General features: G+C 33.3%; 22 protein-coding genes and 1 riboswitch. Of the genes, 7 read left to right on the forward strand and 15 right to left on the reverse strand.

Translation table 11 applies throughout. The annotated features are described in order from the left end of the window. The first annotated feature begins 89 nt into the window (after window positions 1-89). Complete coding sequence (locus IAI10_RS09250; RefSeq protein WP_315673023.1) at window positions 90-740, forward strand: glycosyltransferase; 651 nt, start codon at window positions 90-92, stop codon at window positions 738-740. 107 nt (window positions 741-847) lie between these two features. Here the strand turns inward: IAI10_RS09250 and IAI10_RS09255 are convergent, their stop codons facing one another. From IAI10_RS09255 to IAI10_RS09265, 3 genes are all read right to left on the reverse strand, one after another. Beyond that, window positions 848-1,273 (reverse strand): GNAT family N-acetyltransferase, encoded by a 426-nt coding sequence (locus IAI10_RS09255; RefSeq protein ID WP_315673024.1) that lies wholly within the window; start codon window positions 1,271-1,273, stop codon window positions 848-850. Between the two features lie 226 nt (window positions 1,274-1,499). Then, entirely contained in the window at window positions 1,500-1,997 is a 498-nt protein-coding gene (locus IAI10_RS09260) for a YbhB/YbcL family Raf kinase inhibitor-like protein (RefSeq protein ID WP_315673025.1), read from the reverse strand. Between the two features lie 87 nt (window positions 1,998-2,084). After that, on the reverse strand, window positions 2,085-2,444 hold the full coding sequence (locus tag IAI10_RS09265; RefSeq protein WP_315673026.1) for a helix-turn-helix domain-containing protein: 360 nt from the start codon (window positions 2,442-2,444) through the stop codon (window positions 2,085-2,087). A 191-nt stretch (window positions 2,445-2,635) separates the two neighbouring features. Between IAI10_RS09265 and IAI10_RS09270 the strand changes: the two genes are divergently transcribed. Continuing rightward, a complete protein-coding gene (locus tag IAI10_RS09270) occupies window positions 2,636-3,058 on the forward strand; it encodes a DUF2000 domain-containing protein (protein ID WP_315673027.1) in 423 nt (140 codons plus the stop codon). Window positions 3,059-3,084: 26 nt separating this feature from the next. On the opposite strand, the gene IAI10_RS09275 is transcribed toward IAI10_RS09270, so the two are convergent. Next, window positions 3,085-3,858: an AraC family transcriptional regulator gene (locus tag IAI10_RS09275; RefSeq protein WP_315673028.1), complete on the reverse strand. Its 774-nt coding sequence runs from the start codon at window positions 3,856-3,858 to the stop codon at window positions 3,085-3,087. Window positions 3,859-3,917: 59 nt separating this feature from the next. Beyond that, complete coding sequence (locus IAI10_RS09280) at window positions 3,918-4,550, reverse strand: hypothetical protein (protein ID WP_315673029.1); 633 nt, start codon at window positions 4,548-4,550, stop codon at window positions 3,918-3,920. 187 nt (window positions 4,551-4,737) lie between these two features. Between IAI10_RS09280 and IAI10_RS09285 the strand changes: the two genes are divergently transcribed. Beyond that, window positions 4,738-5,085, forward strand: coding sequence for a sigma factor-like helix-turn-helix DNA-binding protein (locus tag IAI10_RS09285; protein ID WP_315673030.1), 348 nt, complete (start codon window positions 4,738-4,740; stop codon window positions 5,083-5,085). Next, window positions 5,075-6,397: a DUF4179 domain-containing protein gene (locus IAI10_RS09290; RefSeq protein WP_315673031.1), complete on the forward strand. Its 1,323-nt coding sequence runs from the start codon at window positions 5,075-5,077 to the stop codon at window positions 6,395-6,397. The genes IAI10_RS09285 and IAI10_RS09290 overlap by 11 nt, the downstream gene beginning before the upstream one ends. 42 nt (window positions 6,398-6,439) lie before the next feature. On the opposite strand, the gene IAI10_RS09295 is transcribed toward IAI10_RS09290, so the two are convergent. Further along, the gene (locus IAI10_RS09295) at window positions 6,440-6,994 is read right to left on the reverse strand and encodes a cupin domain-containing protein (protein ID WP_315673032.1); all 555 of its coding nucleotides are present in this window, start codon (window positions 6,992-6,994) and stop codon (window positions 6,440-6,442) included. A 138-nt stretch (window positions 6,995-7,132) separates the two neighbouring features. Between IAI10_RS09295 and IAI10_RS09300 the strand changes: the two genes are divergently transcribed. Continuing rightward, window positions 7,133-8,068: a multidrug resistance efflux transporter family protein gene (locus tag IAI10_RS09300; RefSeq protein ID WP_315673033.1), complete on the forward strand. Its 936-nt coding sequence runs from the start codon at window positions 7,133-7,135 to the stop codon at window positions 8,066-8,068. A gap of 5 nt (window positions 8,069-8,073) precedes the next feature. Here the strand turns inward: IAI10_RS09300 and IAI10_RS09305 are convergent, their stop codons facing one another. The 9 genes from IAI10_RS09305 to IAI10_RS09345 all read right to left on the reverse strand — a co-directional run bounded on the left by IAI10_RS09305 (window position 8,074) and on the right by IAI10_RS09345 (window position 16,376). Next, window positions 8,074-10,044: an ABC transporter permease gene (locus IAI10_RS09305; protein ID WP_315673034.1), complete on the reverse strand. Its 1,971-nt coding sequence runs from the start codon at window positions 10,042-10,044 to the stop codon at window positions 8,074-8,076. After that, a complete protein-coding gene (locus tag IAI10_RS09310; protein ID WP_315673035.1) occupies window positions 10,034-10,798 on the reverse strand; it encodes an ABC transporter ATP-binding protein in 765 nt (254 codons plus the stop codon). Before IAI10_RS09310 ends, IAI10_RS09305 begins: the two co-directional genes overlap by 11 nt. Before the next feature lie 84 nt (window positions 10,799-10,882). Then, window positions 10,883-11,896, reverse strand: a complete 1,014-nt coding sequence (locus IAI10_RS09315) for a HAMP domain-containing sensor histidine kinase (protein ID WP_315673036.1) — start codon at window positions 11,894-11,896, stop codon at window positions 10,883-10,885. After that, complete coding sequence (locus IAI10_RS09320; RefSeq protein ID WP_315673037.1) at window positions 11,889-12,596, reverse strand: response regulator transcription factor; 708 nt, start codon at window positions 12,594-12,596, stop codon at window positions 11,889-11,891. Before IAI10_RS09320 ends, IAI10_RS09315 begins: the two co-directional genes overlap by 8 nt. Window positions 12,597-12,852: 256 nt before the next feature. Continuing rightward, entirely contained in the window at window positions 12,853-13,533 is a 681-nt protein-coding gene (locus tag IAI10_RS09325; protein ID WP_315673038.1) for a methyltransferase domain-containing protein, read from the reverse strand. A gap of 114 nt (window positions 13,534-13,647) precedes the next feature. Next, window positions 13,648-13,926 carry a CD3324 family protein gene (locus IAI10_RS09330; RefSeq protein WP_315673039.1) on the reverse strand — a complete coding sequence of 93 codons (279 nt, stop codon included), beginning with the start codon at window positions 13,924-13,926 and terminating at the stop codon, window positions 13,648-13,650. A gap of 187 nt (window positions 13,927-14,113) precedes the next feature. Beyond that, window positions 14,114-15,046 (reverse strand): N-acetyltransferase, encoded by a 933-nt coding sequence (locus IAI10_RS09335; protein WP_315673040.1) that lies wholly within the window; start codon window positions 15,044-15,046, stop codon window positions 14,114-14,116. Window positions 15,047-15,056: 10 nt separating this feature from the next. Then, window positions 15,057-15,344 (reverse strand): YciI family protein, encoded by a 288-nt coding sequence (locus IAI10_RS09340; RefSeq protein ID WP_315673041.1) that lies wholly within the window; start codon window positions 15,342-15,344, stop codon window positions 15,057-15,059. Window positions 15,345-15,356: 12 nt separating this feature from the next. Continuing rightward, entirely contained in the window at window positions 15,357-16,376 is a 1,020-nt protein-coding gene (locus tag IAI10_RS09345; protein WP_315673042.1) for a GNAT family N-acetyltransferase, read from the reverse strand. 116 nt (window positions 16,377-16,492) lie between these two features. Between IAI10_RS09345 and IAI10_RS09350 the strand changes: the two genes are divergently transcribed. Then, on the forward strand, window positions 16,493-17,821 hold the full coding sequence (locus tag IAI10_RS09350) for a PLP-dependent aminotransferase family protein (RefSeq protein WP_315673043.1): 1,329 nt from the start codon (window positions 16,493-16,495) through the stop codon (window positions 17,819-17,821). Between the two features lie 35 nt (window positions 17,822-17,856). After that, a riboswitch (purine riboswitch) is annotated at window positions 17,857-17,954 on the forward strand. Between the two features lie 65 nt (window positions 17,955-18,019). Beyond that, entirely contained in the window at window positions 18,020-19,732 is a 1,713-nt protein-coding gene (ade, locus tag IAI10_RS09355; protein ID WP_315673044.1) for an adenine deaminase, read from the forward strand. The last annotated feature ends 36 nt before the right edge of the window (window positions 19,733-19,768 follow it).

Genomic DNA, 19,768 nt, shown 5'->3' on the forward strand with positions numbered 1-19,768 from the left:
GCTTAAAAATATTTGTCTAAAAAATGCATATATGTATAGAGTTTTGAACAAACTAAAATCTAAATATGATTACTAAAGGAGTATATGCAATGAAGAAAATCCTAAAAAATATATTGTTCTCACTATTTACATTATCCTTAGTCTTAACACCAGTTAGTGCTCAAACTCTGGATGGTAAAGCACCTAAGGATATAACTTATAACAAAACTGCCTGTGATTTAATATGGGAAGAGAGAAAACTTTGGATAGATCATGTTTTATGGACCAGAAGTGTTATTGTAAGTGATTTAGCTTCACTTGAGGATAAAGGCCCAGTATTGGAAAGGCTTCTTAAAAACCAAGATGATATTGGTAATTCAATAAAACCTTACTATGGAGAAGAAACCGGAAATAAACTTGCAGCTATGTTAAGAGAACATATAGAACTTGCGGGGAAAGTTACCGATGCCGCTAAAAATGACAATAAAGCTGACTTTGAGAAATATAATAAATTATGGTATGAAAATGCGGATCAGATAGCTGATTTTCTAAGTAGTGCCAACCCAAACTATTCAGATAAGGTTCTAAAGGATATGCTGCATAGGCATCTAGAGTATATTACAGCTCAAGTTGTAGCTAGATTAAATAAAGATTGGATTTCAGATATTACTGCCTTTGACAAAGGCGAGGATCACATGATAATGTTCTCGGATATACTTACTGATGGCATAATTAGACAGTTTCCTAAAAAATTTAAATAATTTACTAATAAAAAGCCATCATAAAGGCTTGAGCATGACGAAGGCATCATCAACAATGCCTTCTCATCCAAGTTTTGGCTCTATAAGGCAATTAATAAGTTTTATAATTATGCTTCCTTTAAACCGGAACTGAAGCAAAAATACTTTACCAATCTTTCATATATTGTTATTGCTCTCCTATTAAATTTTGCAACAAACAAAGCTATCTTATTAAACTTATATTCTTTCCTTCCAAAAGCGATTATAGCTTCTACTATTTCTGTGCCCATGCCCTTTCCCGTCAATTCAGGTCTCATTTGTACTCCAAGCATGAATTGATTTTCTTCCTCATCATAATTGAAACTACAATTACCAATTAACTCACCTTTTTCATTGTATATAGTAAATGTATTTTGTTCATTATGCATATTTCTTGCCCATTGCTTCTTAGTTTCTGTTTTATCATTATCATAAAAAGAGTATATTCCTTCATATTTCCATGTAGCTATATCATTAGAGTCACTTTCTATTGGTTTCCTAAATTCTATATTCATTGTCTCCACCTCCGAAATTAAATATCACTTATATACTAACCTTCAGAGTATTAATTTAAAATCCTAAAAATAACTATTAATTAAACTTGAGCCTCCAAATTAATTTATATACTAGATTTTGGAATTTGAAGCATAAAATAAAGGGTATTTTCTCATGAATTAATATCAATAAGAAAATACCCTTATGGCTATATTTTAAAATGTTGATATACTCTTAAGACATAGCCTAATTACTATAAGTCCCTTTTATAGTAGCTTGATCTAAAATATGACTTTCCATAGCTCTAAACATTTCATTCATGTAAAACCCTTCTTCTAGGTTCAATTTAGTATCTAAGGCATATACGTGAAGCTCATAAACATGAGGTGCATCTGGAGGTGCCATTCCACCATAGCCCATAGATAATTCTTTAGAAGTTTCTCCAAGTGGACTGTACCAGCTATTTACTCCTTGTACAAAATTCTTTTTGGTAACACTTGCATTTTCCTCTAATTCAGATTCTAATATATTAGCGGCGGTCCAATGAATCCATGAAAATCCGCATACGGGGACAGCATCCCTATCTTCTAAGAGTATGGCGAAGGATACAGTGCCTTCAGGTTGATTTTCAATTTTAATTGGCAATGAATATGTAGGAATATCTGCAGAATTAAATTTATTTCCTCTTTTTCCATACTTGTCTTCTATTACACCATTTATAATTCCAGAGCTTGTTATCTTCATCTCTCTCAATCCTCCTATAATAAGTTTAAGCATATTATATATTTTGCTGCTTTTATAGTAAATTACCTACTTTTTAGTGGGTATTAATTATATTATTCCTCTTTCTTTCAAGACACATTCTTGACCATTGTCTATCATATATTCTACTCCCAAGCTTTGCATTATAGTAAGTGCCTCCATTATCTTTTTTCCTCTTGTTTCAGTTAAAAAGTATTCTACTTTAAGAGGATATCCCTCATAGGATATTTTATCTACAAAACCAAAATTCATAAGTTCCTTTAACTGCTGAAGCAGCATTTTTTCGCTTATTCCATTAATATCTCTTTTTAAACTTGAAAGTGAAGTTTTGCCAAGCCTAAGTCTCCACAATATTATTGGCTTCCATTTGCCCTTAAGCATATCATGAGTTAATTCTAACGGACATGTAAATTCATCTCTTAGCTTCATAAATATTTTCCTCCAACTAAAAATTATCGCAATTTTTTACTATATATAATTTTTCATATACCTTATATTTTAAAAATAAGCTATGTTTTAAGAGACTATTTATATAGACTTTAATTGCTCTAAAACCAAAAGATAATATTAGCATTTTAAAACAAAGCCTAAAAATAATGTGTTAAAAGGAGGTTTTCAATTTGAATAATGAAAACATAAAATGTGTCATTGTAATCGACAAAGAGCTGCCTTTAGGTCTCATTGCCAACACCGCTGCCATATTAGGCTGCAGTTTAAGCAACTGTATAGATGATATAATAGGTCCCGATGTTTCTGATATGGATGGATTTATTCATAAAGGCATAATTAATATACCTCTTCCCATACTCTCTTCCAGCAGAGAAGGAATCCAAAAAATTCACAATGTAATAACAGAAAAGCATAATGATAAAATTGTAATAATTGACTTTAACGAAGTAGCTCAAAAATGTAATATATATGACGAGTATAAGTCAAAGCTTTCCAATGCTGCTTATAGTGATTTGAATTATCTTGGTCTCTGTATATACGGAGATAAAAAAACAGTTAACAGCATAGCAGGCTCTCTTCCATCCTTAAGATAATTAGTTTGGGGGACCCTTCCCCTTTTTCAAGTATTACATATGTATTCTAAAGGAGTAACTCCAGTATAGGCTTTAAAGGCTTTAATAAAATGGCTCTGATCATAGAATCCACTCTCCAAGGCTACCTGGGCAAAAGTTTTCCTTTTTCTCAGAAGCTTCTTTGCATTGTTCACACGCAAATTAATGATATATTTATGCGGCGGCAATCCGTAATTTTCTTCAAACTTTTTTATTAAATAATATTTGCTCATATTGCAAGCTTCTGCTAATTCACCAAGAGTTACGGAGCTTAAATAATTCTCCCTCAAGTGTTCTTCTACCCTGGCAAGTTTATTGTAATAAAAGCCTGAATTTACAACTTCCGCTTCTACTAAAGAGGCTATAACAGTTATAAGTTCTGACTCCTTCTCCATATCTAAAATATTGTATTTATCTTGAGTAAAAAAGCGAAGTATTTTCTCGTATATATGCTTATCCAATCTTCTGCAAATAAAATTTGTGCTCTTTATATTAAATTCTTTCTGAAACCATTCTTTATCCAAATAGAGCATCTTAAAATTCCAATCATTATAATCTATGGGTGTACATTTATGAGGAACATTAGGGGGGATTATTAAAAAATCACCTTCAGCAAATATATATTCCCTATTATGTATTTTTGATTTTGATGTCCCCTTTTCGATAATCCCTATGGAAAATTCATTATGAAAATGAGTTTTATAGCAGTGAACTGCATTAACACATTCCTTCATTTCAATATTGCCTTTATTAGCGCTTAGTGAATATCTGATTCCCTTCATACTTCCTCCATTGCAATAGTTCTTATTCTAAATATACACCAGAATAGACAAATTTCAACTCATGCCTTTATTGGATACACCAATTCCCAATCTTTCAAAGCTTTTAACCCGTCATAATAAAAATATGTATGCTCTGCTCCAACAGTACACAATACTTTCTTGCCTTCCAATTCTTTTAACGCATTCTTAATTCTCATGATCATAAGCTCATTTCTGCATATCCAGTACACATTATTTACTTTATGATTTACTTCATCTGCAAAATCATGCCACCTTTTTGCCACTTCATTTGCCTCAAAAGAATTAAAAGGTATGGCGCTCTTCTTCCCTGCATCCATATAAAGCTTCATAAATTCCTCATCTTTTTTATCGAGTTTCAGCTTCTCTTCTTCTGATTTCCCTTCATAATAATCCATTCCTACCATATCGTCTTCAAACCAATCTACAGGGACGAATTTTATTCCTCGTTTCTCGCAATAAGGTATTATGAATCTCCTGTATTCATTTGGTCCAAGATATCCATCATAACTTTTATCTTTACAGTACTCAGCCCAATTTTCCGGTCTTACTTCGCCAAAAATAGCATCAGGTTGAAACCTTTCTATTATCTCTGCCATTTTTTCTAAAGGATAATTTGATTCTTTTCTCATATCTTCGCTGTGTACAGTCCCCAAAATTGCTAAAATACTCATTATATTCCCCACCTTTTGATATAATATATTTTATAACTTCTAATACATAAATTAACAATACAATTATAGCATATTCCTCGAAAAATATTGAAACTTTTTATACTTTGAAAATATCTACTCTATGTAAATTCCAAAAGGAATCTAGATTTCTATAAATAATGCTTAAGCTCCGAAAGAAGGGTTTGTTATGACTGAATTACAAAAGCTTGTTGATAAAAGCAAGAAAGGCGATATTTCATCATTTATGCAGCTTTTAAGTGAAAAGGATGCTCTAATTTATAATATTGCTTTTTCCTATGCTAAAAACTCCTATGATGCAGAAGATTACATATCGGAAGCTTCAATAAAGGCTTTTGATAAAATTAAACATCTGAAAAACGATGAAAGAGATATAGTTGTCCTAAGGTATCTTAAGGATTACTCCCTGTTGGAAATAGCGGCTATAATGAATATTCCCTTAAGCACGGTAAAAACCCAATTATATAGAAGCTTAATTTTTTTAAGCAAAGATGGAGGTATAAAAAATGAATGCTAATATACCTGACAATTTAATGGATAATGTAGAAATCAAACTTAGAAAACATGTTAAAAACAGAAAAAAGAAAGGATATGCCTATAAAGCTGCTGCAGCTATTCTGGCAATAATCGTTGGAATTCCCGTTACCACTTTTGCAATCGATCAATATAGCGGTATTCCTTACAAGCAGGAAATAGATTTAGCCCGCGCGCATAAAAATATAACAGAAATCAATCAAAGCTTTAAATACAAAAACGTGGAATTTAAATTTAAAGAAATTGTGGCTGATGAAACTGGCATGGAAGTTATTTATGATGTTTCAGATCCTAGATATTCTATAAATACTATTAGTCTCTCTAATCATTATGGGGAAAAGTTCAATGATAAATGGGGATATAGTATACCTAATTCAAATTCAAAAGAAAATGATAAAGCATTTAGTATAACTCCTAACGAAGATTCACTTACCTATATGAAAAATAATCCTATAACTATAGGAATCGAAAATATTATTTTTGACAATAGTGAGGACAAAGGTATATTGGACAAAGTGGCTTCTATTCTTAATCCAAAAAATTTAGTTAAAGTTGATTGGAATATAAAGCTTCAAGTCCCTATGCAAGAAATCAGAACAATACCAGTTAATAAAGAATATGAGCTGGATATTGGAACTCTAAAAATAAATTCTATTAAACTTGGTGTTTTAAAAACTTTACTTGACTATAGCTTTATACCTAAGAATCAAGATAATTTAAGTATAGTCCATCCTAAAATAAGCATTAGCTGTAATAATGAATATCTTTCTGCTATAAATTCCTCTGATAATAGCCCTAAAATATCGAGTATGAGTATCAGAACACCTGGAAAATCTGTATCCTACGACGATTCCTCATCAAATGATAACTCCTCCATGTATGGAACACAAGAATTTAAATCCTTGTACTATAACAATTGCCGAAATATAGGTATAAAGCTTACAGGGCTACAATTAACTTACATGGAACCAAAATCATATGATATTGATATAAATGATTTATCAAAAGAATATGACTACAACGGTGAAAATTTCAGAATATCCTCTATGAAAAAAAATAATAATTCCGCTGAATATACTATTACTTACACTAACAAAAAAAGAATATATAATAATTTACAGTTTCAATTTCCTGGTGGAACTAATGACACTTACCAAAATCATTCTGAAAAAGACTTGAATACAAGTACTGTATATACAAAAATAAATACAACCTCCAAAGCATTGAAGCTTAATGTAATAGGTGGTGAAAAATCTATCTCTTATGATGAGCCCGAAGTACCAGTAAGCAAATAACTCAAAAAGTCTATGCCCCCTTCTTAAGGCATAGACTTTTTTTCATTTAGTATAAAATATTATGTTTTGAAACACTGCTCTCTCGTTTCCAGCATTTCTATATTCATGTGGAATGTTGGCCATAAACTTAATGGAATTGCCCTTTTTTAGCCCGTATTTTTTATTGCCTATAGAAACTTCCATTTCTCCTTCTGTAACAATTATGTATTCCTCCACCCCCTCATTGTGAGGTGTTGAAATATGTTTGCAGCCTATTTCCAATTCTATAGTTAATATCTCAAAGCCTCTATTAGCATCGAAAGGAAATATGGGATACAGCTTCATTTTGTTCTCTTCTTCTATTATAGGCTCTATGTCGTTTTGGGTTATTACCTTCAGCTCTTCCTGCTGCTCATCCATGAATAAGGAAAAGGAAACCTTCAGTCCCGTAGCAATCTTCCAAAGAGTAGATACTGTAGGATTGGATTGTCCTCTTTCAATCTGATTAAGCATTCCCTTGCTTACCCCAGTTAGTTTAGCAGTCTCATCTAAGCTAAGCTGCCTGCCGCTTCTGATTTCCTTCAATCTATTTCCTATAATAATGCTTAAGTCCTTCATAGCTAACCACCTTCTTCTTGGTACCTTATACTATATATGCTATTACATTTAGGTTCTGTTGTAAACTTAATATTGTACAATATAACAGATTAATATATAATATACTATACAGCATTAATTGATAAGGAGCAAAACACTATGGGAAAAGCACTTTTACTTGGGATATCCGCATCCTTCTTTTTCGCTTTCACTTTTCTATTGAATCAGCAAATGAATTTAGCTGGAGGCAGCTGGCTTTGGAGTTCTTCGTTAAGATATATTTTTATGCTGGTACTTTTGCTTATTATGATGCTTATCAAAGGACAAACTTTCTCAGTAATTGAAGATATAAAAAAGAAGCCTGGAAAATGGATTCTTTGGAGCACGGTGGGTTTTGGGCTATTCTACTCTCCTCTTAGCTTTGCCTCCAGCTATGGTCCATCCTGGCTAGTAGCTGGTACCTGGCAGATAACCATAATCTGCGGTGCTCTTTTATCACCATTATTTTTTAAGACTATAGATACTCCAAAAGGTAAGCTTAAAGTAAGAAATAAGCTTCCTAAAAAATCCTTATTCATGTCCTTAATTATTTTAATAGGAATATTTCTTATACAATTTGAACAGGCCAAGCAGGTAGCCGCTGACAAAGTAATAATAGGAATTATTCCAGTTATTATTGCAGCTTTTTCCTACCCCCTTGGCAACAGAAAAATGATGGAAATATGCAGTGAAGACCTGAACACCTTTCAAAGAGTATTTGGTATGACACTATGCAGTATGCCCTTTTGGATATTTATAGCTCTTTGTGGAATTTATTCAGCTGGACTTCCAAGCTCAAATCAAATTCTCCAATCGGCTATAGTTGCCCTGTTCTCAGGTATCATAGCCACCATACTGTTTTTTAAGGCTACGGATTTAGTTAAACATGATATTCACAAATTAGCCGTTGTGGAATCTACTCAATCTGGTGAAGTTATATTTACTCTCCTAGGAGCAATTCTAGTTTTCCACGACAGACTCCCTACTCTAATAGCTTTTCTGGGAATAGCTTTAGTAATCACAGGAATGATCTTAAACAGCTTAAATTCAAATTGATAAACTTATAGCTTTAATTTTCTTATGACCTCCGCGCTGTATTTTCTTTTAGTAATATAGTAAAACACAGCTTGAAATACAAAATATATAATTAGTACAAAGGTAGCATTAGTCATGAATTTTTTAATTATATCTCCTCCATCAAACATGAAGGTTAAAAGATATATGAAGCTGTAGCCTAAAAGACTTCCTACAATAAGGGGGGAAAAGAACATAATCCTCAGTTCTTTAGCCACCACTGCTTCTGCTTCTTTTTCGCTTATACCTATTTTATAAAGCTTAAAAAATCTTTCTCTGTCTTCTTCAAGTTCTGTATATTTTTTAAAGAATAGGACGCTGCCTCCTGCTATAAAAAACAGAGCTCCCATGATAGTAGTTACAAATATGAAAAAGGAGTAACCTCGTTTTAATTCATCGTACCTTTCTATGGTAGAATTTACTTTCAAATTTAAAGCTGCTTTTTTATCCTTTGAAGTTAAGCTGCTATTTATTTTGTCAAGCTCTGACTTTAGGTTATCTACCAGGGGCTTGGTATTTTTCCAGTTATCAAATTTTACAGACCTGAAAAATCCAATATCGTCCTGGGCTGCTAGCTTCTTTATATTTTCGTAGTCTTCATCACTGATTACCAGACCTGAGCTAGTGCTGTAACTATCTATGGAAGCCACCCACTTAGAGTGTATAGACTCCGTAACTTTAAAATCGAAGGTATCATTATTTCCGTCAGAAAGTTTTATATTGCTTAAAGGCTCTATTCCATGATATCCAGGAAGCCAGTCAAGCAGTACATTTAATGCTTCCCCTTTTTTAAGGTTAACCTGACTTCCTGTTACAGAATTATAGGTCTTTTCTGAAACTACAGGTCTTTCATTCAAATACTTTTCACTGACAGAAGCCTCTTTAAGCTGCAGAGCTATAAATTCTGTATTTTTAATGCTTTCAATGCTTGAATTAGACTTACTGATGAGCTCTTTAAAGCTCTGCTGAGATAGCTTATTTATATTGCCAAGCTGCACAAATTCTATATTGCTGTTACTGTTCATTTCAGCTATGCTTGAAGATAAACTGTACAAAGAAACAGGAGAAGCTACCAGAGTAATGGTCATAGCGCTCAATATGCTTAAAACAAATATGATTTTCTTATTCTGAGTAAATTTATGACTTATCTCCGTGATAGATAATATATTGGAATAATAATAGCTTTTTCCTTTTATAAAATCTATATATGCAGTGCCAATATTACTTATGGTTATATAGGTACCAAGAAAACACCAAAATACATAAGCTATTACTATAACACCATTACTTCTAAGCTTTTCATGCTGTGTTATTACTCCAAGAAAAATAACAGACAGCAGCAGCATGAAAATTCCCCCAGAAGCCTTTAATTTCCCGCCCTTTGTGAATTTTCCCTTCCTGCCTTCCTTCAACAACTCTGATATATCCATATTTCTTGTCTGCAAATTACTAATGATTATAACCATTAAAAAAATAATAGAGAATACACCTAGGGTTAATAAAAAACATTTATAGCTTAGAGAAAATGCCACATTCTGTATATCTAAGAGCTTTAACACAATCATTTGAAATAATCTTGAAAAAAGCACACCTGTTATTAGACCTGCTAGAAGAGATGCGGCTACTATGATTATATTTTCCAGGTTAACTATATTCTTTAAATCATCAGAGTTCATACCTAAAGTAAGATAAATTCCAAATTCTTTTTTTCTTGCTTTCATAAAGGCAGAATGAGCATAATTTATAAAAAATACAGAAAAGGCGGCTAAAGCAGTTAAGGTTATATAAAACAACATGCTTATAGCAAAATGATCTGACTGCTTCTTCAAATTTTCGTTGAAAAGCAGTGAGGAATATATAAAAAATATCATTATGGAAAAGCTGCTGCACAAAAAGTAGGAGAAAAACTTTTGAAGGTTTAATTTAAAATTCTTTATGGCTACGTCTCTAAAGGTCAACTCTCTCACCTCCAATAACGGCAAGGCAATCTAATATGCTGTTAAAGAATTCTTTTCTGTCTCCCTTATTTACAATTTCCATATTGATTCTTCCGTCTTTTATAAATATAATCTTTTTACAAAAGCTGGCGGCAAAGGCATCGTGAGTTACCATTAATATAGTGCTGTTTTTATCCTCATTCATTTTCTTAAAGCAATTCATTACTGCATTGGAGGATTTAGAATCCAGATTTCCTGTAGGTTCATCTGCAAAAACTATCACAGGCTCATTTACCAGAGCTCTGCTTACTGCGGCTCTCTGCTGCTGACCACCAGACACATTATAAGGATATTTATCCCCTATAGCTTCGATATCAAATAAAGTCATTATCTCTTTAGCCCTTGCTTTCATATGCTCAGCTTCTCTCTTATCTAATATCATAGGAAGCATAACATTTTCCCTTAAAGTGAGGCTATCTAAAAGATTAAACTCCTGAAATACAAAGCCAAGCTTTTGCCTTCTAAAAAGGGCCATTTCATATTTATCCAGCTTAGTTATATCTTTTTCATCTATAAAAACACTTCCCGAAGTGGGCTTACTGATGCCGCTCAATATATTTACAAGAGTGGTTTTTCCGCTGCCAGAAGGCCCCATTATACCCACAAATTCTCCTGCTTCTATGGAAAGGCTCACTCCATTCAACGCAGCTGTGGAGCTTTCTTCATCTTTTCCTCCATATATCTTGGTTATATTTTTAGCTGTTAAAACACTCATTTTTATTTACCTCCCTAAATTTATATCCTGATATTATTTTAGGGCAGCTCTTAACTATAAGCCATTTATCTTGCTAATTAAACCTTACAGTTTTGAAAGGTATTCAATGGTTACTTCAGTCCCTACCCCTAGCTCTGATTTTATATGTATAGTATGTCCCAGCTTTTTAGCCACTTCACTGCAAAAATATAGTCCTATGCCTGTAGCCCCTTGCTGAACTCTTCCATTGTCTCCCGTAAAAAAAGGTTTAAATACTCTTTCCAAATCATGTTTTGGTATTCCTATTCCCTCATCTTTTATGGTGAGGCTAACCTTGTCCTCTTCACTATTAAATATAAAATATACATTTTTATATTTATCCCTGCCAGCAGAATATTTTATAGCATTGGATAAAATCTGCTCCAGCATAGCTTCATTCCATTTTTCGTCTGTAAGTACAAGGAGTTTTCCTTTTTCCTGTATTTTAGGATAGATTTTATTATATATAAATTGGCTTTTCCTATCATTTATAATTTTTCTTACAGAAGTCACCAAATCCACAGTTTCCGGATTATAATCCTGACTGAATTCTTCAAGCCTAAGCATATTTAAAACCTGATTCAGCTTATTTTCAAGCTCTAAGCTTTCCTCTCCTATATCCTCAAGAGCTTTGGTATTTTCAATTTCTCCTTTTTTATTTTTCTGAAGTATAAGATCCATCACTGCTACAGGAGTTTTCATATTATGAATCCACTGTGATAAAAAGCGTTTTTGATTGCTTTGCTCGCTGCTTAAACCATTAAGCTTTTCCAAATAGCCTCTGTGAATTGCACCAATAATTCTTACCAATTCCTTGCTTTCAGAGCTGTAGCTCTTAATATCATAATCTACATTTTCTACAAGCTTGCTAGCATTTACATTAAAATTTCTATAGGTTATCCATTTATAAAGTATAAAAACTACATACACAAATATAGATATGCAAGCTGGATATGCTATTTCTATGTCTTTTCCTGCAGATAGATAATAGAACACGCCTATCAGTATATTGCTTATAAAATAAGAGGCAGTGAAGGATAAATGATCCAGAAGAAAATTTTTAAATATTTTCTTATTCATCTCTTCCCGCCTCCAGTGCACTTGTATCAAATATATATCCAATACCTCTTTTGGTCTTTATGGCTCCTCTTATTCCTAGCTCACTTAATCTATTCTTAATTCTTGTTACATTTACCGTTAAGGTATTGTCATCCACAAAATTGAATTCATCCCAAAGCTCTGAGAGCAATTCTTCTCTGCTTACTACCATATCCTTTTTCTCTAAAAACTTCTTAACAAGCTTAAATTCGTTCTTGCTTAGCTCCAGCTGCATACCTTTGTATTCAATCTTAAAGCTTTTCTCTTTAAGGCGCATTCCAAGAACCTCTAAATCCTTTTCCTCCGCATTAGAATATTCTCCGTAAACCCTTCTAAAAACAGATTTTACCTTAGCTATAAGTATATCTATATTAAAAGGCTTTATGATATAATCATCTGCTCCAAGCTCCATGCTCATCACCTGCTCCATGTCACCATTTCTTGCAGATATCATTATTATTGGAGCCTTTGAAATCCTTCTGAAAGCTCTGCAGTAATAAAAGCCATCATTATAGGGCAGATTTATATCCAGCAAAACCAGCTCAGGGAGCTCCTTCTTAAACTCCTCCTCAAGGCTTAAAAAGTCCTCTGCTGCAAGGATGGCGTAGCCATATCTTTCAAGGGAATCCTTTATCAAGTTTCTCAGTTTCACATCATCTTCTACCACAAATATTTTTCCCATGCTTTATCTCCTAAAAATAAATTCATGCACATATTAAAATAGGATATGCTTGAAGCCTATCCTATTCTAATGATAACATATTTTATTGTTCTCTGTAATTTCATTTTTAATGGTTCAGCATTCACCTAAAAGTTTTGATGACTTATTAAAAAATAATGCATCAAACATAACTAGTATTCATATGAAAAATGGAAGCAATGTAAATATAAATGGTTCAACTCACTACCTTCTAAAAATAATTAGGCTGTGTTTTTAATCACTTTACTGCCGTAATAATGGAAGTAGCTCTTTTTCTCCAATTTAACTGTACATCCTTAAAGCCTGCCTGCTTCAGCAGCATGATGATATTTTCTACAGTGCATGGGGTGTCGTAGTGATAAAAGCCCTCTTTTATGTTGTTCTCTTTCTTTATACGCTTAAGCTCCCCATAAAAATAATCTTCCTGTTCTTGATTTTCAGCAGTATAATCTGTCTCAATATACATTCCATGCTCTACTAGGCTGTCATAAAGTTTTTTATATATTTTTAGCTTTTCTTCATGAGTAAAATGATGCAATGTCATTACAGAAAGTGCTGCATCATAGCTTTCTCTTCCATAATCAACATGAAAATAAGAGTCATTTATAAGAGATATCTGATCTTTTTTATGGCTGTATTTTTCTCTTAGCCTTTCCAGCATTTTATCCGCCAAATCTATGCCAGTAACCTTAACAAATGGATTTAGCTTAAAGATCTCTTCCAATTCAAGGCCTGTACCACAGCCAATATCTAAAAGTCTTATAGCTTTATCCTTAGGTATGTACCTAGCAGTTTCCGCATAATATTCTTCATAGCCATCCACTTCATTCATCATATGCGATTCATAGGTGTCTGCCCTCTTATTAAAAAAATCACCCATCTCCTCTATATCTGGGGCATGATTTTCTGATATGTTCATAATATCACCTTCCTTATTTTTGTAGCTTTATGATACTACTTAATGGCACCAAAAAGTTTCCCCAATTTATTTACTAATTAAAATATAATAGAAAAAGAGACCCTTAAGTCTCTTTTATTTTACAATGATTCTTCTCTTATAGATAATTTTTTGTATGGTTTTCTCTGATAAAAAATACATATTAGCTAATTGGATTATAGTTAATCCATTTTTATATTTATTAAATATTTCTCTGTTCCTTTTATCGATTGAAATCCTCGTACCGCTTTTTTCTCCCCAGGATTTTCTAGCGTCATTTCTTCTAGGGATATATAGGCATTCTCCATCCACATACCTCTGAATAGACTCTAGTAATTCCTTAGGTAATATTTCTTCCGCCTTAATATAAGCCATATCCTTGCTCCTTATCATATTTATTATAATAAGTCAGTGCAAAGATTACTTGTATTAACTTCCTATGCCATATAAGCAATCTTTGCTAATGGCACATAATTAGCCTAAGTGTTTTCATATATTTCACCTCTCAAACTAAAAACAAACTTTACTTAATTATACATTTATTCCATGGAATATTCCATAGTTAACCAGCTAGCCTTGTAAGCAGAAGAATATTTTTATTTTCAAAAGGATTTTCTTTTCCCATGGTCATAAATATCTGAGTTCTCTCTATTTTGAAAGCATGCTTTGACATTAGATAATTACAGATATCCTCATTATAGGTATTAGCGTCTATAGCTATGCTGTTAAAGCCGATTTCACCGCAATACTCAGTAAGCGCCTTCATTATTGAATCCAAAGCTATTTTATAATCTAGAAAGCTATCCATTACCGCCAATTTTATTTGAAGCTTTTTAGTATTTTCTTCTCTCAAGGATTTTGTATAGCATATTACTATTCCACGAATCTTATCGTGAGCTTTTAAGGTAAATACAGTTCCAAAAGCTTTATTTTTAATAAGATATAATTCTGAGGTCAAATCAAAATCCTGAAAAGCCTCTTTTGAAATATTCTTCAGAGCTTCTTCTATTTCTACATAATTCTCTTCCTGAGTTATGTCCAAACGCTCAGCAGCATAAGCATTTTCAAGATTACTGGTATTAGAAAAATCAATTTTCTTTATCATATTTAAAGATAATTTAAGGGGAGTAAAGCCCAAATCCATATAAAAGCCTACGTTATAAGGTATTTCTGGCATTGTATTAAGTGCCACAGTAGAAACCTTATATTCTTCTTTCAAAACTTTTATTGTTTGCTCCACTAGCTCCTTGCCGACACCTTTTCCCTGATATTCAGGATGTACTCCAATGGGTCCAAGCCATCCAAGTGCTCCCCATATATGCAGAAAATTATAACCTACCACTTTTCCATCAAGCTCATATACTAGGCTTGAATTCTGACCCACTTCTATATATCCTTCTATGCCTTCCTTTCTTCTCGCATTATTCTCTCTAAAGCATAGCTTATCTATTTCTCTTATGGCATCACTGTCTCTACATTCCATTCGTCTTATCATATCATATCTCCTACTCTATAAATTTTTCAAAGCCTTCCTTATACTTAGTGGGTACGAACTCTATCACTTCATACTCAGCAACGTCGTTCTTATAAAAGGGATCTTCCTGCATTATAAGCTTAGCCTCTTCCTTATCCTTTGCATTGCATATAACTACTCCGCCCACTCTTGGCTGCTGCCTTCCTGAACAGATGAATTTATTTAATGCATAATATTTATCCAAAAATTTTACGTGAGCTTCTAGATGCTTTTCAACCTCTTTCAAAGCTTTTTTATATTTTAAAATTATTATAAACATACCATCCACCTCTTATTTCTGTTGCAATATTGTGGTTCTTTTATAAAAACCATATTTCTTATAAAACTCAAGCACTTCATCATTTCCTTCTGCCACACCTATCATCTTGCTCTTTGCACCCTTTTCCTCCAGCCATTTCAAAGCCCTCTTCATAAGGCTGTCCCCAAGTCCATATTTTCTGTATTCTTCTTCGATATATATAGACTCTATCTCTCCAATATGCTCTTTATTTATAGAACTTATGCAGTAACCCACATATGCTTTTTCTTTTTTGATTAAATCTATATTGATAAGCATATCACCCAGCAAAAGCTTATTTTTTCTATTTTCAAATTTGAAATTTCTGTATCTTTCCTTAAAGTAATTTGATTTTTCTTCATGATGCTTATTTAGCTTATACCACAGAGGTTCTACAAATTCTAGCAGCTCTACACTGCCATTTACAAAATAAAATTTATTAGCTGCCAGATTCTTTTGCTTCTCCCATTCATCCTTCAATATAGAATAATATAATCTGTCCACATAACTTCCAGCAGCATAGAAATAATCTCTGAGAGTACCTTCATATTTGAAACCGCATTTTTTTATTACTGCTTTTGAGGCTATATTGTTGTCCCTATGGCAAATCTGTACTTTATGAAATTGAACTTCCTTAAAGGCAAAATCAATAACTGCCTTTGCAGCTTCTGTAGCCAAACCTCTATTTTGAAATTTACTTCCTATACAATATTCTATCTCGCAAAAATTATTTTTATTATCCACTAAGAAAAAGGCAATTTGTCCAATGCATTCTCCATTTTCTTTTAACACAACAGCCCACCTGTAATAGTCAAGCTTTTCATAGGAATTTATATAAGTGCTGAGAAGCTCATTAACTTCTGTCTCAGTGTTATATACTGGTTCAGAATACATGGCTTGAAGCTTTTCGTCGCTGACCCAGTTTCCACGCATAGTCTCATTATCCAAATGATGAAATCTTCTAAGTATCAATCTGTCTGTTTCAATAGTATTAGTTCCAACATGCTTAAGCAAAATAACACTTCCTTTTGATTCAAATTAGCTCTGTGATATAATTACAGTGTAATTAACAAAAGCAACCAATTCAATAAATAAAAAATCAAGTTGTCCTAGTACAATTGGAGATAATTATGAGTAAATACAGTGATATAACAGATTTCATTTTGAGTGAGATAAAATGCGGAAATATAAAATATAACCAAAAGCTGCCTACCATAAGAAAACTTTCAGAAAGGTTTTGCTGCAGCAAACAGACCGTAGTTCATGCCTACGAGAAGCTTCAGCTTCAGCATGTGGTATACTCCATCCCTCAAAGCGGATATTATTTAGTGGACAAGACAGATATGCATAAAAATGAAAAAGATAAGCTAATTGATCTATCCTCTGGTTCACCAGATGAAAGTGTGCTGCCCTATGAAGAATTTCAGCACTGCCTAAGACAGGCTATAGAAATATATAAAGCTTCCCTGTTTAATTATTCCCCTGCTCAAGGGCTTCCAGGACTTATTGAAATTTTGAAAACTCATTTTGAAGACTACCAGATTTTTTGTTCACCAGAGGACATATTTATAGCCTCTGGCTCACAGCAGGCTATAAATATACTTTGCAGCATGCCATTTCCAAACGGAAAGAAAAATGTTCTAGTGGAGCAGCCTACCTATAAAGGAGTGTTAAAAGCCCTAGAGGTAACCAAAACTCCTGTATTGGGAATAGAGAGAAAATTCAATGGTATCGATTTTAATGAGCTGGAAAGAAAATTTGCTCAGGATAATATAAAATGCTTTTATTCTATTCCAAGATTCAGCAACCCTCTTGGAGTAAGCTATGACTTGGAGGATAAAAAGAAAATCTTAAAATTAGCAGCCAAATATGATGTTTATATTGTAGAAGATGATTATCTTGGAGATCTTGAGCTTAAAAGCAATGTATATCCTTTATATTACACCGACACGGACTCTAGAGTGTGCTATATAAAAAGTTTTTCCAAAATACTGCTCCCAGGTCTAAGAATAGCCGCTGTTGTGCTGCCTAAAATTTTGCGAAACACCTTCGATACTTATAAAAGGGCCATAGATCTAAGCACTGCTGTGATTTCCCAAGGAGCCTTAGAAATATATTTAAAGAGCGGAATGTTTAATAACAATAAGAAGCGCATAAGAAAGCTTTACAGTGAAAGGATGAAGGCTTTAAAAGAAGTGTCTGAAAGTCTAAGCTGCCCAAATATTAAGTGGCATATCCCTGCTACCGGCTTCTATGGCTGCATAGAATTTTTAGATCACTTTGACCTTAACTATTTGATTAGAGAATGTTATAAATCAGATATCATCATAAAAGACTTAAGAGAAGATTATTTATTAGACTATTTTACCAATGATATATTGAAGATAAGCACAGGCTGCGCTAATGTGAAAGAAATTAAGCAGGGAGTAGGCAAAATACTTGAAATTATTTCTTATTGACACCTACCTCCACTTGTGATATTCTACTTCATAAAATAATATTAATTATTAATGCTTATATAAGCTCATAATAAGGTTGAGCGTCTCTACCAACTACCGATAATAGTTGATTATAAGTGTGCCAAGGCATTGGTGCGCTTTTAATCCTAAAGGTGGTTGGTTTTTTTAGGATATATTTTATAGGAAGGATTGATTTAAATGAAAGGTATGCAGCATAAATTATTAGTGGCTAGAGGAATAGAAAAAGCTGATTTGGTTTTAAAGAATGGAAATGTACTTAATGTTTTTAGCGAAGAGCTAGTAAAAGCTGATGTAGCTATTGTTGATAACGAAATTGTGGGAGTTGGAAATTACAGCGGCGTTAAAGAGATTGACTGCTCAAGCAAATATATTGTACCTGGCTTCATAGATGCTCATATGCATATTGAAAGCACCATGGTCATGCCACTTGAGCTCTCTAAAATGCTGTTTTCTGCCGGCACTACTACTGTAATTGCAGATCCTCATGAGCTGGTAAATGTAAAAGGTGAAGAGGGTTTAGATTTTATCTTGGATGCCACTGAAAATATTCCTTTGTCTGCATATATCATGGTTCCCTCCTCGGTACCCTCCACTGAATATGATACCAATGGAGCCGGAGAATTTTTAGCTTGTCACATGTCTAAATATATAAATAATCCTAGAATTCTTGGACTTGGGGAGATGATGTGTTTCCAGGATGTTCTTAATGGTGCTTCAAAGGCTTTAGATAAAATAGCTTTATTTAAAAATAAGGTTATAGATGGTCACGCTCCTGGAATTTCTGGTAAAGAAGTTCAAGCTTATCATCTTGCTGGTGTTGATAATGACCATGAGTGCTACAGCTTTGAGGAAGCTTTAGATAAATTAAGAGCAGGCATGCATATTTTTATAAGAGAAGGCAGCGGCGCAAGAAACCTGGAAACCATTGTTAAAGGTTTTTTAGATAATGGCATTTCCTTTGAACAATGTATGTTCTGCACTGACGATAAGCATTTAGAGGATATCGAAACAGAAGGACATATCAATTATTGTATAAGGAAAGCCATCAGCCTAGGCGTACCTCCTATTACTGCTTATAAAATGGCCTCTTATAATTCTGCTAAGGTCTATGGTCTTAAAAAGCTGGGAGCAATAGCTGCTGGTTACACTGCTGACATAGTTGTGCTGGAAGATTTAAAAGAAGTCCTTCCTAATTTCGTTATAAAAAATGGTAAATTCATAAATGAAGATTATCTCTCAAGCTTTAGCTATGAAATAAAAACCCCCTCTCTTTTAAACACCATAAAATGTGAGGATTTAAAAAAATCTCAGCTAAAACTTGAAAGGCAAGAAAAGAATCATGTTATAGGAATGATTGCCCATCAGATAACCACCAAGCATTTATATGAAAGCCTTCCTGGAAAAGCTAAAGAGTTCATTTCTGATGAAAACTATAGTAAGCTCTGCGTGGTGGAAAGGCATGGAAAGAATAATTTTGTTGGAATAGGTGTGCTAAAGGGTTTTGGTATAAAAAATGGAGCCATTGCTACTAGTGTGGCCCATGATTCTCACAATATCATAGCAGCTGGAGATAATGATGAGGACATTATAAATGCAGTAAAATATATAAAAGAGCTAGAGGGAGGTTATGTGATTTCCTCTGAAGGTAAAATCATAGGGAGCCTGCCTCTTCCTGTGTGCGGTTTGATGAGCAATCTTCCAGTCCATGAGGTAAAAGACATAATGAAAGAAATGGTTCTTACTGCAAGAAAGCTAGGAGTTAACAAGGACATAGATCCTTTTATAACACTATCTTTCATGGCGCTGCCAGTAATTCCAGAGCTTAGGCTTACAGAAAAGGGACTTTTTGATGTAGAAAGCTTCTCTTTTATAGAACTTCAGAATAAATAGTTAAAAGCTATGCTGTATCAGCCAGCATAGCTTTTA

The sequence above is a fragment of the Clostridium sp. 19966 genome, assembly GCF_032335695.1.
Classification (GTDB): domain Bacteria; phylum Bacillota; class Clostridia; order Clostridiales; family Clostridiaceae; genus JACTOJ01.